Source organism: Halostagnicola alkaliphila (genome assembly GCF_055379965.1).
This window is the reverse complement of sequence record NZ_AP043826.1, coordinates 1,829,596-1,843,777: the sequence shown is the minus strand read 5'-3', so window position 1 is coordinate 1,843,777 and position 14,182 is coordinate 1,829,596. Positions and strand designations below refer to the sequence as shown.

The window sequence follows — 14,182 nt, the reverse complement described above, 5'->3', positions numbered from 1 at the left end:
CATCTCCCAAGCGTTCCGAAACGGCTCTGTCTTTCAGCACACCGGCTGTCTGACCGCTAACACCACCAGATCGGAAAATGGCGTCTCCGCTTTCCCGCTCCCGCCGGCGTGTTCCGATAGCTCGCCGAGCGTGAACCGATGGACTTCCTCGTCGTCGTGAGTCAGCTTCTCGAGCACCAGCGCTTCCAAATCCGGATCGGCACCCGCCTCGAGCAGGAACTGCGCGAGGTCGCCGGGCATTCGGTCGTAGGGCCGGGGAAGGACCAGCGCGTGTCGTTCGTCCGTCGTCACCGCACTCGCCAGTCGAGCCATGTCAGCCTCGAGGTCGCCGCTCTTGTGCAACGTGACGAACTCGGTATCTTCCATCGGCGTTCGGGCTCGACTCGCGGCCATCTGGAGCGATGAGATGCCGGGGACAACGCGAACCGGAATCTCGGTGGAGTTGCGTTCTATCGCGTCCTGACGAGCGTGCGAGTCAGGGCTCGTCGAGCTTTGCTCGACGGCGTCCTGCTGAGTCTGCGAAGCAGGGCTCGTGGAAACTCGTTCCACGGCGTCCTGACGAGCGTGCGAGTCAGGGCTCGTCGAGCTTTGCTCGACGGCGTCCTGAACCTTCCCGACGAACTGGTAGCCCGAGTGGTTCGGATCGCCCATCGCGACGGCGGTTCCGGACTCGCCGGCCGCGACGCGCCGACCGAACTCCTCGAGGGCGTCGGCCTCGTCCTTGTAGCCACAGGTCAGCAAGTCGGCGTCGGTGAACTCCTCGACGAACTCCACGACGGTCGTAAAGCCGACGACCACGTCTGCCTCCCGAATCGCGCGGCGTCCTCGAGGCGTGAGGTATTCCGGGTTCCCGGGGCCGACGCCGACGGCGTAGACGGGTTCGTCCTCCTCTTCGTCGATGTCGGGTTCCGAACTCGCCGCGGCGAACGTCGCCGGATCCGGGCCCGCCTCGAGGTCGTACTCGTCGCTCATCGATCCTCGTCGGTCGTTTCTGTCGCTCTCTCGCCAGCCTTGAGGGCCAACTCGAGGTCGTCCGTCCGAACGTCTTTCGCGACGTGGATCAGTTCGTTCGTCAGCGCGGCCGCCAATCCGCTTCCGCCGCGGCGGCCGACGTTGGTGATCGCCGGCACGTCGTACTCCTCGCTGATCTCGCGGATCCGCACGCGGCTCTCCTCGGCCTTGACGAAGCCGACGGGCGTCGCGACGATGGCGGCCGGACGCGTGCCGTTCTCGATACAGTCCGCGAGGGCGAACGCCGCGGTCGGCGCGTTCCCGACGACCGCGATGGCGTCGTCATAGACACCCTGCTTGTCCAATTCGAGTACCGAGGCAGCGGTCCGGGTCATCCCGGTCTCCTTCGCCAACTCGGCACCGTTGCCGATCGCTTTGCGCTTCTCGCAGTTGTGACCGCGGCCCGTAATTCCGGCCTTGGACATCGTGATGTCGGTGACGATGGTCGACTCCGCGAGAACCGCCTTCGCACCCGCCCGAACCGGCGCATCTTCGTCGTCTCCGAGTTCGTCACTCCCCGTAAATTCGATCAGGTGCTGGAACTCGATGTCGCCCATCGAGTGGACGGACTTCTGGCGGATGCGATCGGCCAGGGTTTCGTCCGGGACGAACTGCCGGACGATGTTCATGCTCGTCTCCGCGATGTCCATCGCGTTCTGGGTCGTCGCGCCCAGATCGGCGTACTCCTGGCCGCCGTCAGACTCGAGGCGCTCGCCCTCAGTCATCGTTCGTCACCTCCGCGCCGACGACCTCGTTGGTCGTTCGCGCCTCGAGGTCGCCCTCGACGCTCAGGTTGATGTCCCGCAGTCGATCGACGGTTTCCTCGTCGGCGTCCCATAGGTCTCGGTCGATCGCCTCGAGCAGGGTGTCCGAGATGGACTCGAGCGCCCACGGATTCACGTCGCGCATCCACTCCTGGCGGTCCTCGTCGAAGGCGAACTTCTCGGCGACCTCCTCCCAGAGCGTATCCGAGACGACACCCGTCGTGGCGTCCCAGCCGAGGGTCACGTCGACTGTCGTCGAAAGATCGCCTGCGCCTTTGTAGCCGTGTTCTTCCATCGACTCGAGCCAATCAGGGTTCAACACGCGGGCCCGCATCGACTTGCGGACCTTCTCCTCGTTCGTGTACACGTCGACGTTGTCCGGATCGGAGGAGTCGCCGACGTAGGATGCCGGCTCCTCGCCCGAAATCTCGCTCACGGCCGAAATAAAGCCGCCGTGGAAGGCGTACCAGTCCGAGGAGTCGAACTCGTCTTGCTCCATCGTGTCTTCGAGTTTGACCGTCGCGTCGACGCTCGAGAGCCGGCGCTCGAAGGACGCGTGGGCGTCGCTGACCTTCCCTCTCGAGCCCATCGCGTAGCCGCCCCACTGGACGTAGACGCTCGCGAGGTCGCTTCGGTCGTCCCAGTTCCCCTCGTCGACGGCCTTGTTCGTCCCGGCACCGTAACCGCCGGGTTTTGTGGTGAAGACTCGGTGTTTGGCTGCCTTCCGTGCGTCTTTCGCATCGAGTCCCTCCTCGTCCTCGAGTTCGGCCTGCTCCTCCTCGACGTGTTTCTTGACGTAGTTCATCTCGAGTGGCTCGTCGAGGTCGACGACGGCGTCAACAGCGTCGTGGATGACGCCCGCTGCGGCGGGGAACGCGTCTCGGAAGAGCCCCGAAACGCGCGTCGTCACGTCGATTCTGGGTCGATCCAGCTCCTCGAGCGGAATCGGCTCTACGTCGTCGATCCGACCCGCGTCGGTCCACTGCGGCTCGACGCCCATCATCGCGAGCACTTGCGCGATCGTCTCGCCGCGGGTGCGAACGGTCGGCGTCCCCCAGGCGACGACGCCGATTTCCTCGGGATACTCGTCGGTTTCCGAATAGTGGCGCTCGAGCACGCCTTCGGCGACTTCACTGCCGACCTGCCAGGCGGCCTTCGCCGGCACCTTTCGCGGATCGAGCGTGTAGAAGTTCCGCGCCGTCGGGAGCAGGTCGACGCCGCCGCGGGTTGGCGCACCGGAGCCGCCCGGCGGCACGTACTCTCCGTTGAGGGCATCTACGGTTCGCGGAATCTCGTCTTCGGCCCCCTGCACACGAGGCTGAGCTTCCTCGCAGATGTACGAAAGCGCTTTCCGAAGGTTGTCGTGTGCGCCGGATTTCGCCCGCGCGTTGCCGATCGTCTCGAGGTCGACGACGAGCAGGTTCATGTTGACCTCGTCATCGGGCCCACCGTCCACTTCGGATTCGGGCACGTCGAACTCGTGTTCCGCCAGCGTCTCGAGCAGCCCGACGCTGGTCTCGAAGACGCGATCCGACGCCTCCGCGTAGGTCATCCCGAGGTCGTCGTCGTAGACTCCCGGCGAGTCGAGCATCGTCTGGTAGTCGATTCCCAGCACGCCGGCGACGCTCTCGCGAAGGCTCGGCGCACCCGGGTTCTCGAGTCGCGTGAGCGCGACCAGGTACTCGACGAGGCGCTCACCCTCCGGCGGTTCGGACATCGTGTGTAGTCCAAGCCGAATCTGGGTGGTCTTGACGTCCGTGAGGTACTCGTGAATCCGTTCGACGAGGTCGTCGATCTCGAGAGAATCACCCGAAACTTCGCCTTCCGCGAGCGTCGTTCCCGACTCCTCGGGGCCGCGAACGTCGACCTTCTCGTCGATCGTTCCCGTAATCCCCAACTCGACCGCGAGATCGAGCTCCTCGACTTTTTCTCGTATAAGCGTCTCGAGGTGGTCGCCGTCGTCCGCGCGGGCGTCTTCCATCCCCGCTTCACGGTACTGGTTCGCGAGTTCCTCGAGTTCGGATAACTCGTCGTAGGTTCCCGCGTTTCGCATGACTGGCGTCAGGTAGTCGACAATCGCGGCGTAGGATCGACGCTTGGCCTGGGTCCCCTCACCGGGGTTGTTCACGATGTAGGGATAGACGTTCGGCAGGTCGTCGATCAACCGGTCGGGCGCGCTCTCGCCGTCGAGGCCGACGGTCTTGCCGGGGAGCCACTCGAGGCTCCCGTGGGTTCCTAGGTGAACCACCGCGTCGGCGTCGTAGGTGTCGCGCATCCAGCCGTAGAACGCGTAGTAGTCGTGGGGCGGCTGGAGGTCAGAATCGTGGTACACCTTCGAGGGATCCATCCCGAACCCGCGCGGGGGCTGGACGGTGACGAGCACGTTGCCGAACTCGACCCCCGGAATCGCGAACGGTCGGTCCGGCGCCTCGCCCCACTCCTCAAGGACGTTTTCCCGAAACCGCTCGTCCGCGTCGGCGAACCAGTCGGCGTACTGATCGCTCGAGACGACATCGACCGAGAGATCCCTAACGTCCTCCGGCGCAACCCACCGATCCTCGAGCGTGAGCTGTGCGGTCAGCTTCTCGACGAGCGTCTGGCCGTCTTCGGGCATCTCGCCGCCGAGATCGTAATTTCGGGCGTCGAGTTCCTCGAGCAAGTTCACCGTGCTCTCGGGTGAATCGAGGCCGAACGCGGTCCCGATCCCGTCGTCGCTCGGCGGGTAGTTGTGCAGGACGACGGCGACCTTCTTCTCCTCGTTGGGCGTGTGGCGAAGCTCGGCCCAGTTTACCGCGAGCCTTGTCGCGTGGTCGATCCGGTCCTCGATCGGGTAGTGGTGTTTCGGCGCGCTCCCGATCCCCGCCTCGTCGTCGGTGCGTTCCTTGCCCGAAATCGGGTGGGTGATGACGTTGCCGTCGAACTCCGGGAGCGCGACAGAAAGGGCGAGTTCGAAGCCCATCACGCCCGTATCGTTCGATTGGTATCTCGAGCGCGAACGCATCGTCGTGATCGTCTGAAGGACCGGTACGCCGAGGCGGTCGAGGAAGACGTCCTCCGCGGAACTCCCTTCGTCGTCGGCGCTCCGTCCGCGCTCGTCCATCGAGAGCGAGAACATGAACGAGGAGAGGACAGCGTCGACGATCGGTTCTCCCTGTTCACCGATGAGCCAGGTATCGGTTACCCACTCGGCGTCCTCCTGTTCCTCAGTGTCAGTCGCCGGGTTACAGAAAATCGGCAAGGCGTTCGCACCCTGTTCCTCGAGCGCCCGGACCTGCGCGTCGACGTAGCGCGTGTTCTCGTGGGTCCAGTGCGATTCGTAGAACCAGACGGCTACCGTCGGCCGATCCGGATCGAAGGTCTCGAGGAGATCCTCGTACTCGACTCCCGGATAGTCGGGGTGGTAGACCCCTTCGGTCGGGAGCGCGGTGGGGTCGCTGTAGGTGCCGTGGCGGTCGCCATCCGCACCCTCGCCGTATTCCGAGACGAGGAACCGACACAGGTTCTCGACGTTTATCGTCCCTCCCTTCTCGAGGTATTCGTAGGCCAAATCCCGGTGTGAATCGCCGACTGTCGTATCCTCGAACGCGTAGGCGTCGCCGGTCGCTTTCACGACGAGTGGAACGCCCGCGTCCTCGAGTTCGGCCGTCGCGTAGTCGTATCCCGGCATGCTGTCCTCGGCACCGTGGAGCCAGAAGATCGCAGCCGTCGCTTCAGTGAGCTCGTCGACGAACGCCTCGATCGACGTCTCGTCGTCCAGATCCGACTCGGACCTGACGACGAGGTCGACGCCCTCGAGGCGGTCTGCGGCCTCGCCGATCGAGCCGAGCTCGTTCTCGGTCGCAGTGTAAATCCCGATAGATGTCATCGTGTTTTTAAACCTCTGTTGTATTAGCTCAAGCATGGTTGCAAACGCTGGAGACAAAAAGGTATCGTCACTGCCCTTTCCAGCGATCGTCGGACAGGAGGACCTCAAGCGGGTGTTGCTCGCCGTCGCCGTCAACGACGAACTCGACGGTGCGCTCGTTTCCGGGGAGAAGGGAACGGCCAAATCGACGGCCGTTCGTGCACTGGTCGACCTGCTTCCCGAACAACGGATCGTCGCGGACTGTCCGTACGGCTGTTCGCCCGATGACCCGCGTCTGCAGTGTACCGAGTGTCGAGAGCGTGCGAACCGACGCGGGACGAACGAGTCTCGAGAGGGATTACCGGTCGAGACGCGACCGGTTCCGCTCGTAACCCTCCCGCTCGGAGCCACCCGGGACCGCGTCGTCGGGACCCTTTCGGTCGAAGATGCGCTCGCCGGCGAGGCCGATTTCGATCCCGGCCTGCTCGCTCGAGCCCACCGCGGCATCCTCTACGTCGACGAGGTGAACCTACTCGAGGACCACCTGGTCGACGTGATCCTCGATGCGGCGGCCTCCGGCGTCAACACCGTCGAACGGGACGGGATGAGCGTCTCCCACCCCGCCGAGTTCACGCTCATCGGAACGATGAACCCCGAGGAGGGCGACCTCCGGCCACAGCTTCGAGATCGGTTCGCGCTTCAGGCGACCGTCGAAGGCTGTCGCGAGGTCGAAGAGCGCGTCGAGATTATCGACCGCTCGCTCGGACTCGAGGGCGACGGCTCGAGCTCGGACTCGAACTCGAACTACGCAGACGACGTTCGAACGCTTCGAAGGGACCTCGATGACGCCAGAGAACGGTTATCGGCCGTCGAACTCCCGATCGATTTCAAAGCCGACATCGCTCGTCTCTGTCTCGAGGCCGGCGTCGACGGCCACCGCGGCGACGTCGCGACGGCCCGAACGGCCAGAACGCTGGCGGCGCTCGAGGGCCGCACGACCGTCATCGAACCCGACGTTCACGAGGCGGCGTTCTATACCCTCCCACATCGGCTCCGAAGCACGCCGTTCGAGGAGACGCCGGATCTCGACGAGTTGCTCGAAGACGAGTTCGACGACTCGTCCGACGGTGAGGACGAAGCGGAAGCAGAGCACGGTGATCGCGATGGTTCTGACGATAGCAAGAGAGGGAGCGACGAGCAGGCGGGAAACGAGAAAGAGGGAAGTGAGGAGTCCAGAGACGACAAGAGCGACTCTCGAGACCGAGGAGGTTCTCCCTGCAACACCGATTCTGACGGAGAAGGCGAGCGAACGCCCGAATCGACGCCGGAACCGACATCGGCGGACGGTTCGTCCGACGGTGAAGAGAACAAATCAGGGTCTTCCACACCAACTGGACAGCAAGCCGACACAGAATCGGACTCCGAGGCCGGTGAAGACGGAAGTGGCGGCGACGACGGTCACGACGAAAATGACGGGAGCAGTGACGACGGAACCGGCAGGAGCGGTGACGACGGGACCGACGACGAAACGGCGACGCCGCTACTCCCCGGTCAACGCACAGATATCGGGGACGCCGCCGCACCGGATCTCGAGGTCGATCCCCGCGAGACGCCCGGAAACGCGCCCGGCGGCTCTCGAGCGAGCACGACCCCAACTACCGACGGCCGCGGGGCCCGCGTTCGCACTGAGCCCGTAACAGCGAACGAGAATTCAGGATCGATCGACGCCGCCGCATCCGTTCGATCGGCGGCGAGTCGCGGCGAATCCAGCGTCGGAGAGCGAGACCTCCGACAATCCGTCCGGAGCGGCGACGCCGCGGTAACGATCGTCTTCGCCGTCGATGCGAGCGCCTCGATGCGCCCGGCAATGCGGACGGCGAAAGGTGTCGTCCTCGACCTGCTTCGGGATAGCTACCAGCACCGCGACGAGGTCGCGTTCGTGGCGTTCGCCGGAGACGACGCCGACGTGCTCCTGCCGCCGACCAACAGCGTCACGCTGGCCGCCCGCCATCTGAAGGACCTCCCCTCCGGCGACCGAACGCCGCTTCCGGCAGGGCTCGAGACGACTCGAGCAGTACTCGAGCGGACGGAATCCGACGCCTCGGTCGTCGTCCTCGTCACCGACGGGGGCGCGAACGTCGCGGGTGAAACGGAGAGCCCGACCGATGCGACGCGGCGGGCGGCCCGACGGCTCGGGTCGGCCGGTGCGTCGGTCGTCGTCGTCGACGCCGGAGACGACTCTCGAGCGGGGCTCTCGGAACTCGTCGCCGCTGAGACGGATGGCGAATTAGTCTCGCTGTCGTCGCTGTCGGTCGAGACCGTGCGTTCAGTTGCGGAATCTGCCCCAACAGACGAGTGACTCGAACGGTTATCATCGTGGGATCACACGTCCAGTGTATGCGAAACCACGAGCGGCGAGAGCATTTCGCCGAGGCGCTACTATTCGGGGTGACAATTCTGGCGTACGAGGCGCTACTATTCGGGGTGACAATTCTGGCGTACGAGGCGCTCGTCCGAGGGTCCGTTAACTGGGTGTTCATGATCGGGTCTCCGCTGATCTACGCAGTCGTGAAACTATCGGTCGGACGGGTGAAGCATATTGTCCTATAACTCGGATCGTCTCGTGATCCGCCTCGTGGTACACGTGGGCGTCTCGTAAACCGGATGATCCCGAAAACCGAGTCGGCCGGAGCCAGACGAACTCCCGCTCTCAGTCGCTTTCGTTCTGCTCCGGCCACGAAACCATCTCGTCGTAATCGCCCGGCGCAACCGGCCCGTCGAGTAGCGGGTCGTCGGTGTCTTCCATCCACTCTCGGAGCCTCGATGCGAGTCGGAGACGGACGTCTTCGTACTGCGGTTCGTAGATGAGGTTTTGGCCCTCCTGCGGGTCGTTATCGAGGTCGTACAGCTCCTCGTAGGCTCGCAGTGGGGTCGCGAACTCCTCGCGGACTTCTCGTCCCGCGAGGCTCGAGAAGATGTCGGCCGTCAGATAGACTTTCGGCAGGTGCCAGAAGTTCCGGATATACTTGTATCGCTTCGTTCGGATCGCTCTGACCGGGTTGTACATGTCGTGCCAGGTGATCTCGGCGAACAGCCGATCGCGTTCCTCGTAGCTCTCGTCGCGTTCTCGCGTTTCTTCCCCGTCTCTACTAATAAGTGGATAGAAACTTCGTCCGCAGAGGTCATCGGGAATATCGGCCCCGATACACTCGAGAATCGTCGGCAACACGTCGACGTTACTGATGAGTTCGTCGTAGCGCTGCTCCGGTTCGATAACGCCGGGATATCGCACGAGAAAGGCTGCCTCGATACCCGGATCGTAACAGGACCCCTTTGCTCGAGGGAAGGCGATGCCGTGTTCGGTCGTGAATATCACCATCGTTTCGTCGGCGACCCCGTTCTCCTCGAGCCCGTCGAGAATCGTGCCGACGGCATCGTCGATGGCGTATATCATCCGTCGCATTGCAGCGAGGTCGCGACGAATGCCGTGCCTGTCGGGGAGGTAGGGGAGCGGCTGCACGTCGTCCGGATCGTCACAGCCGTAAAAGTCGGTCTCGAACCCGAATCGTCCGTTCTCCTCCTCGGCGCGGTGGGCTTCGAAGAAGCCGATCGACGCGAAAAACGGGTTCTCGTACAGTTCCTTTTCGAGAAACGTCGACACGACGGAGGAAACCGTGCGAGCGCGGTTCACCTGGTGAACCTCCGGCGAAACGCCTGGGTAGAGATTCCCTTCCGAATGGACGTACTCGTACTCGAGTCGGTCGGTATCCTGCGCGATGTGTTGCAGGCCGAAGAGGTGCGTTTCGTACCCTTCTTCGTTAAAGTACTGTGGCATCACTCGTCGACCGGACTCGATCTCCCACTCTCCGTGTGCTAACCCCATCAGCCCGTTGACGTGTGGCATTTGGCCGGTCATTAAACTGCCACGGCTCGGCGAACACTGTGGCGCGCTGACGTAGTGTTCCTCGAGCAGGGCACCATCGCGGGCGAGCGAATCCAGGTTCGGCGTTTCGATATCCGCTTCGTAACAGCCGAGATGCTGACCGATATCGTGACAGTGGATCAAAAGGACGTTCGGCTGGGTGTCCGGCATTGCGTCACCATGCACCACAGAACAGCGGATAAGTGTTGGCCGTCAGTCGGGTTCGACATCGCCGATCGATGCGGCCGAGGCCGCTCCGGTGACAAGAGTGACGCTCCGGTGAAAAGCGCGAGTTACCCCTCGAACAACTCGTCGACTGCCGACCGTCCTGCCAGTGCCGCCTCGTCGGCGACCGCTTCGGGGTCGTCCGCGTCTTCGGGTGCGTCAAGGTAGACGTCGATTTCTAACACGCCATCTTCGAAAACGACCGTGACGTCACAATCGCGGACCGCCGACTGCTTGTACCGCGAGAAAATGAGCCCTTCCGCGGCGTCGGATGCAGTCTGGACGACCGTTTCCGGGTCGGGTTCTGACTCCGCTTTCGTATCTGTGTCCATTGCTGGTTCAGTTGTTGTGGGTTATGAAGCCCCAAAAGTTGGGGAGTTCGTGGCCGAATTTCGTCTCGAGTCGAATCCGCTTGCCTCAGCGCAATTCGTTCTTACGCGCCGCCTGCGCCTGGGCCGCCTGGGCCTGCCGGACCGCCCATGCCGCCGCCAGCGCCGCCGAGCATCTCTTCGAGTTCGCCCTGCAAGGACTCGAACTGGTCCTGGACGCGTTCTTCCTGCTTCTCGAGGGTCTCGAGTCGAATCTCGAGGTCGTTTACCTTCTCGTCGAGGTCGTCTTCGGCTTCGTCGTACTCGGTTTCGACGAGGAGTTCGCCGACCTGTCGGTACATGGTCGTGTCGCCCTCGATGTTCTCGAGTTCCTCGAGTGCGTTCTCGGCGTCGGTGAGCGAGGATTCGGCTTCCTGCTTCTGGACGGCGACCGTCTGGGCGGTCTCCTGAAGGTCCTGCAGTTCCTCGATTTTCTCCTGGGCTTCCGGTGGTAGATTGCCTTGCATACCTCGACCGAAGCCCTCCGGACTGATAAAGCCAAGCTTTGCGTTCGGAGATCGATTGCACCTCGTCTTGACCGCCGCTATCGGCTTCGATTACGGAGAAGCAAGGAGAAAGCCTCGCCGTCGTCGGGCTACGCCCGACTGCTTGAGGGACCGAAGGTCCCTCTCCGTTCACTGCGAGGGGGATGTCAAACGAATCGTTCACTGACAGTGGCGGTTTCCTCCGCGATATCGATCAGCGAAAACCAGGTGTTGAGTGCCGCTCGAAGGGCAACGACGTCTGCAGCTTCGATCTCGAGGAGGACGGTCCCACCGGTACGGGAGATCGTTGTTCGAGATCGTTCGTCGTCGATTTCGCCGATCTCGCGAGAAACGCTTTCGGCGACGATACGCGCCCGAGAGGATCTCTCGTAGTCGAACTCGAGAGTTGCGCCGTGAGAAGACACGCGGTTAGTGGGCGTCGACTTCTTTGACGTCGCGGCTGCGCTCTTTGAGAAGGACTCGGTGTCCGCAGTACGGACAGCGAACGCCGCCGTACTCGTCGAGTTGCACGTCGCGTTTACAGCGGGAACATTTGTAGCTCATGGTGAACTGGCTCTGTAAGGTCGTTAGTTTTCGCTCTCGTCTTCGGACAGCGCGGCTCGAATCGATCGAGTTACGGTTTTGCCGGCCGGCGTCTGTGGGCGGTAGGCACCGCCGGTGAACACTTCGCCGGTTTCGTCGTTCTTCCAGATCCCGGTTCCGACGCGGGTAACGTCGTCGCCGTCAACCGCTGCGTTTTCCATGTCGGCTTCGATCTCGCTCACTCGTCGTCGGGCGACGCGCCCGTAGCGTGCACCGAATCGGCCAGCGCTACCGACGATCCCAGAGTTGTTGCTCATAGTATCGTAAACTATCCCCAGCGGATTCATAAAGCTGTTGAGTCACGCTCGTCCGTTCGCCTCCTCGCTCGCGACGGGGGCCCACAGCAGTTCGCGGACGACGACGCCGAGTGCGGCCAGGTAGCCGGCCGGCGCGAGCGGTGCGGCGAGCAGTCCCGTTCCGATGCCGGTGATGGCGATGAGCGTTCGAACGAGGAGTCCGCTCATCGCGAGCATCGGAATCACAGCCAGGATGAGGTCAGCGCGCTCGAGCATCGTAATTACATCTAATTACGGCTTGCCGGATAAGTGACTGACAACCAGCAGGTTCTGTCTCTTCCATCGAGTCGGAAAATTGATCGGCGATGAGGTGAGCGAAAACCGACTGACACTCCTTCGATCGCTCTCAACGTGGTTCGGTGCGCGCTCGAGCTACTGAAACTCCTCCTCGTCGAGCACGTCGTTGAGATCGTCTCGAACCCGTTCTCCCATCTCTCGGTCGCGAGCGGTCGTTACGATCCGGTTTTCCTGCACGCTCGAGCCGTCTCGCAAAAGGAGGCGAATGTTTCCGCCGTCGTCGGCTCGAGTGACTTTTGCGCGCAACCCCGACTGCGACCCTTTCCCGCCGGCGTCGATCGGTCCGGGGATAACTTTCTTGACGTGCGGGTGGCCCGCGACGGTCTGAATGGCCCGCATTCCCGTTCGCCCGCCGATGAGCGTCGTGTGGCTCCCGCCGATTTTCTCCTTGAGGGGCAAATCGACGACGTCGAGCGCTCGCTCCCCGTTTCGCTCGATGACGGCTTCGACGGGATCCTCGTCGTCGACGCGGTAGAACGTGTGGTGGAGGGTGTTTCGAACGGCGCGGATAACCGGTCGATCGCCCGCAGCGTAGACTTCCTCCGGGCGCTTTCGCCGAATTTCGTCGCCGATCAGTTCCGCGAAGTTCCGAAACTCGACAGTTTCTTCCTCGCCGGTTTCGGGAACCGTCGTGATGGTCGTCTCGCCGAGAACCGCCTCGTCGGTGAGCATCGTGATCGTCGCCCGCTCGCGACCCGCCTCGAGAACGATCCGCTCCGTGTTTTCCTCCCGACAGACCAGACAGAAGTCTCCGGGTTTCTCGAGCGGCGACGCGCAGTGGCGACACTCCATGGCTCTGTGCCCGTTTGATGCCGTTCGTGTAAAACGCCCGCGCTTTCGCTCGAGAAGGACGGCACGTTCGGAAGCGACGGGATGGTCGTCTCTCGAACTGCTTCGTGTACCTTACCCGAGTTCGATTGGATCGACTTTCAGATACTCGCGACAGAGGACCGTCGCGTAGCATCCCTTCGGCAAGGCGAACGAGAGCGTCAACGGCTCGCGTTCGAGGGCGAGGTCGGTCCGAACGAGGATCGCGCGCCGGGTCCCAGTCGAGTGGAACTCGCCGGGGAGATCGAAGTCGCCGGGCTCGAGTCCGAGTTCCTCGAGCACGTCTCGTTCGATCTCGCCCTGTTCGCCGTCGGCGAGTTCCGTCTCGGTGCCAACTAAGGGTGCCGTGACGAACGCTCGTCCTCGCTCGCAGTGGCGGGTGACGGATCGAACGCGGCGTTCGTCTACGCGCTGTTCTCGATCGACGTCGGGCAATTCGAGCGCCTCGGGTGCGTCTCGATCGGCGAAACAGACGACGTCGCCCTCGACCGGTCGGTCGAAGGGAAGGCCGCGCTCTAAGCGCTCGCTCAGCATCAGGTTGAACGCGTAGGACTGGGCCGCGTGCACGAACAGCCGCTGGAGGTTCGATGGCACGCGCTCGAGTGCCGCCCGGTACGTCTCCGGCCCCGGCTCTCCCGACTCCTGGCTCTGGTGTTCGGCCAGTTCGTGCAACATGGAGCGCTCGTACCGAAGGCGGTTCGGGAACCGATCGAGCGATTCCTGCCAGTCGCGCGTTTCGTCGACGAACTCACGGGCCTCTTGGGTCCCGTCCGGCTCGGATTCGGACGGATTACCGAGATAGGCCATCACCGCACCCTCCCAGTCGTCTCGAGCGATCGCGAGGCCGACTTTGTGGGTGACGGGCCGACGGCTTCCGAAGCGTTGCTGACCGAAGAAGTTGGGGACCGCGACGGATATCGACGAGCCGTCTTCGTCGTCGCTCACGTCGTCGTCTTTCTCGCCGCCGTTCGTTCCACCAAATTCGGCGAGTTCGTCGGTGATCACTGCTGCGTTTTCGGGCCGCTCGGCGCCGCTGACGACGAGTTCGAACGCGTTTCCCGCGAGGTCGCCGAACTCGAGCGCTCGGCCCGCCCTCCCGAGCACCTCGATCTCGGCACCGTTCACGTTCGGCAACTCGTTCCGGTCGGTCTCGTAGACGGAGAACAGCTGGGTCGTAACGGCGTACTTGTCCTTGGTTCCGGCCCAGTTGATTCGTTCGCGGCTGACTCCCAGCGCGTCCGAGAGCTGGGACGCGAAGTCGTTCGTATCCCAGGCCGTGAGCGTCGCCCGAAAGACGAGGTGCGGATAGGCGTCCGTCGACGCGTCGACGGGCTCGGTCGAGAACCGCTCGAGTTCGCGCACGCGAAAGTGGTCATCGGCGTCGCGCAAGCGACCGCCGACCCCGTCGGCGTCGCTGACGTAATACTCCATGCCGACGGCGGCTTCGGTTGGATGGGCAGGACGCATGTTCGTACTGGGAACGGCTTTGGCCGCCGGGACTAAATCGGTTCGTTCTCGAGGCGGCGGCCTACATCCGAC

General features: G+C 63.3%; 14 protein-coding genes. 2 read left to right on the top strand and 12 right to left on the bottom strand.

Annotated elements, in window-relative coordinates:
* Nucleotides 1-33: 33 nt before the first annotated feature.
* From ACZ5C7_RS14290 to cobN, 3 genes are read right to left on the bottom strand one after another with little or no spacing between them, the layout of a single operon-like run.
* Complete coding sequence (locus ACZ5C7_RS14290; RefSeq protein ID WP_464376963.1) at nt 34-972, bottom strand: SAM-dependent methyltransferase; 939 nt, start codon at nt 970-972, stop codon at nt 34-36.
* The gene (locus ACZ5C7_RS14285) at nt 969-1,736 is read right to left on the bottom strand and encodes a precorrin-8X methylmutase (RefSeq protein WP_464376962.1); all 768 of its coding nucleotides are present in this window, start codon (nt 1,734-1,736) and stop codon (nt 969-971) included. Before ACZ5C7_RS14285 ends, ACZ5C7_RS14290 begins: the two co-directional genes overlap by 4 nt.
* Nucleotides 1,729-5,640, bottom strand: coding sequence for a cobaltochelatase subunit CobN (cobN, locus tag ACZ5C7_RS14280; RefSeq protein ID WP_464376961.1), 3,912 nt, complete (start codon nt 5,638-5,640; stop codon nt 1,729-1,731). Before cobN ends, ACZ5C7_RS14285 begins: the two co-directional genes overlap by 8 nt.
* A 34-nt stretch (nt 5,641-5,674) precedes the next feature.
* On the opposite strand from cobN, the gene ACZ5C7_RS14275 reads away from it, so the two are divergent.
* Both ACZ5C7_RS14275 and ACZ5C7_RS14270 read left to right on the top strand, forming a co-directional pair.
* Nucleotides 5,675-7,978, top strand: a complete 2,304-nt coding sequence (locus tag ACZ5C7_RS14275) for a VWA domain-containing protein (RefSeq protein WP_464376960.1) — start codon at nt 5,675-5,677, stop codon at nt 7,976-7,978.
* A 38-nt stretch (nt 7,979-8,016) separates the two neighbouring features.
* The gene (locus ACZ5C7_RS14270; RefSeq protein WP_464376959.1) at nt 8,017-8,229 is read left to right on the top strand and encodes a hypothetical protein; all 213 of its coding nucleotides are present in this window, start codon (nt 8,017-8,019) and stop codon (nt 8,227-8,229) included.
* Between the two features lie 100 nt (nt 8,230-8,329).
* On the opposite strand, the gene ACZ5C7_RS14265 is transcribed toward ACZ5C7_RS14270, so the two are convergent.
* The 9 genes from ACZ5C7_RS14265 to truD form a co-directional block, all read right to left on the bottom strand.
* Complete coding sequence (locus ACZ5C7_RS14265) at nt 8,330-9,712, bottom strand: sulfatase family protein (RefSeq protein WP_464376958.1); 1,383 nt, start codon at nt 9,710-9,712, stop codon at nt 8,330-8,332.
* 122 nt (nt 9,713-9,834) lie between these two features.
* Complete coding sequence (locus ACZ5C7_RS14260; RefSeq protein ID WP_464376957.1) at nt 9,835-10,098, bottom strand: DUF3194 domain-containing protein; 264 nt, start codon at nt 10,096-10,098, stop codon at nt 9,835-9,837.
* A 101-nt stretch (nt 10,099-10,199) separates the two neighbouring features.
* The gene (locus ACZ5C7_RS14255; protein ID WP_464376956.1) at nt 10,200-10,601 is read right to left on the bottom strand and encodes a prefoldin subunit beta; all 402 of its coding nucleotides are present in this window, start codon (nt 10,599-10,601) and stop codon (nt 10,200-10,202) included.
* A gap of 185 nt (nt 10,602-10,786) precedes the next feature.
* On the bottom strand, nt 10,787-11,044 hold the full coding sequence (locus ACZ5C7_RS14250) for a KEOPS complex subunit Pcc1 (RefSeq protein ID WP_464376955.1): 258 nt from the start codon (nt 11,042-11,044) through the stop codon (nt 10,787-10,789).
* A 4-nt stretch (nt 11,045-11,048) separates the two neighbouring features.
* Entirely contained in the window at nt 11,049-11,183 is a 135-nt protein-coding gene (locus ACZ5C7_RS14245) for a DNA-directed RNA polymerase subunit P (protein WP_283834098.1), read from the bottom strand.
* Nucleotides 11,184-11,206: 23 nt separating this feature from the next.
* Nucleotides 11,207-11,479 (bottom strand): eL43 family ribosomal protein, encoded by a 273-nt coding sequence (locus ACZ5C7_RS14240; RefSeq protein ID WP_464376954.1) that lies wholly within the window; start codon nt 11,477-11,479, stop codon nt 11,207-11,209.
* A 42-nt stretch (nt 11,480-11,521) separates the two neighbouring features.
* Complete coding sequence (locus tag ACZ5C7_RS14235) at nt 11,522-11,734, bottom strand: hypothetical protein (protein ID WP_464376953.1); 213 nt, start codon at nt 11,732-11,734, stop codon at nt 11,522-11,524.
* 156 nt (nt 11,735-11,890) lie between these two features.
* Complete coding sequence (locus tag ACZ5C7_RS14230) at nt 11,891-12,607, bottom strand: DUF2103 domain-containing protein (protein ID WP_464376952.1); 717 nt, start codon at nt 12,605-12,607, stop codon at nt 11,891-11,893.
* A gap of 111 nt (nt 12,608-12,718) precedes the next feature.
* On the bottom strand, nt 12,719-14,110 hold the full coding sequence (truD, locus tag ACZ5C7_RS14225; protein WP_464376951.1) for a tRNA pseudouridine(13) synthase TruD: 1,392 nt from the start codon (nt 14,108-14,110) through the stop codon (nt 12,719-12,721).
* Nucleotides 14,111-14,182: the final 72 nt, after the last annotated feature.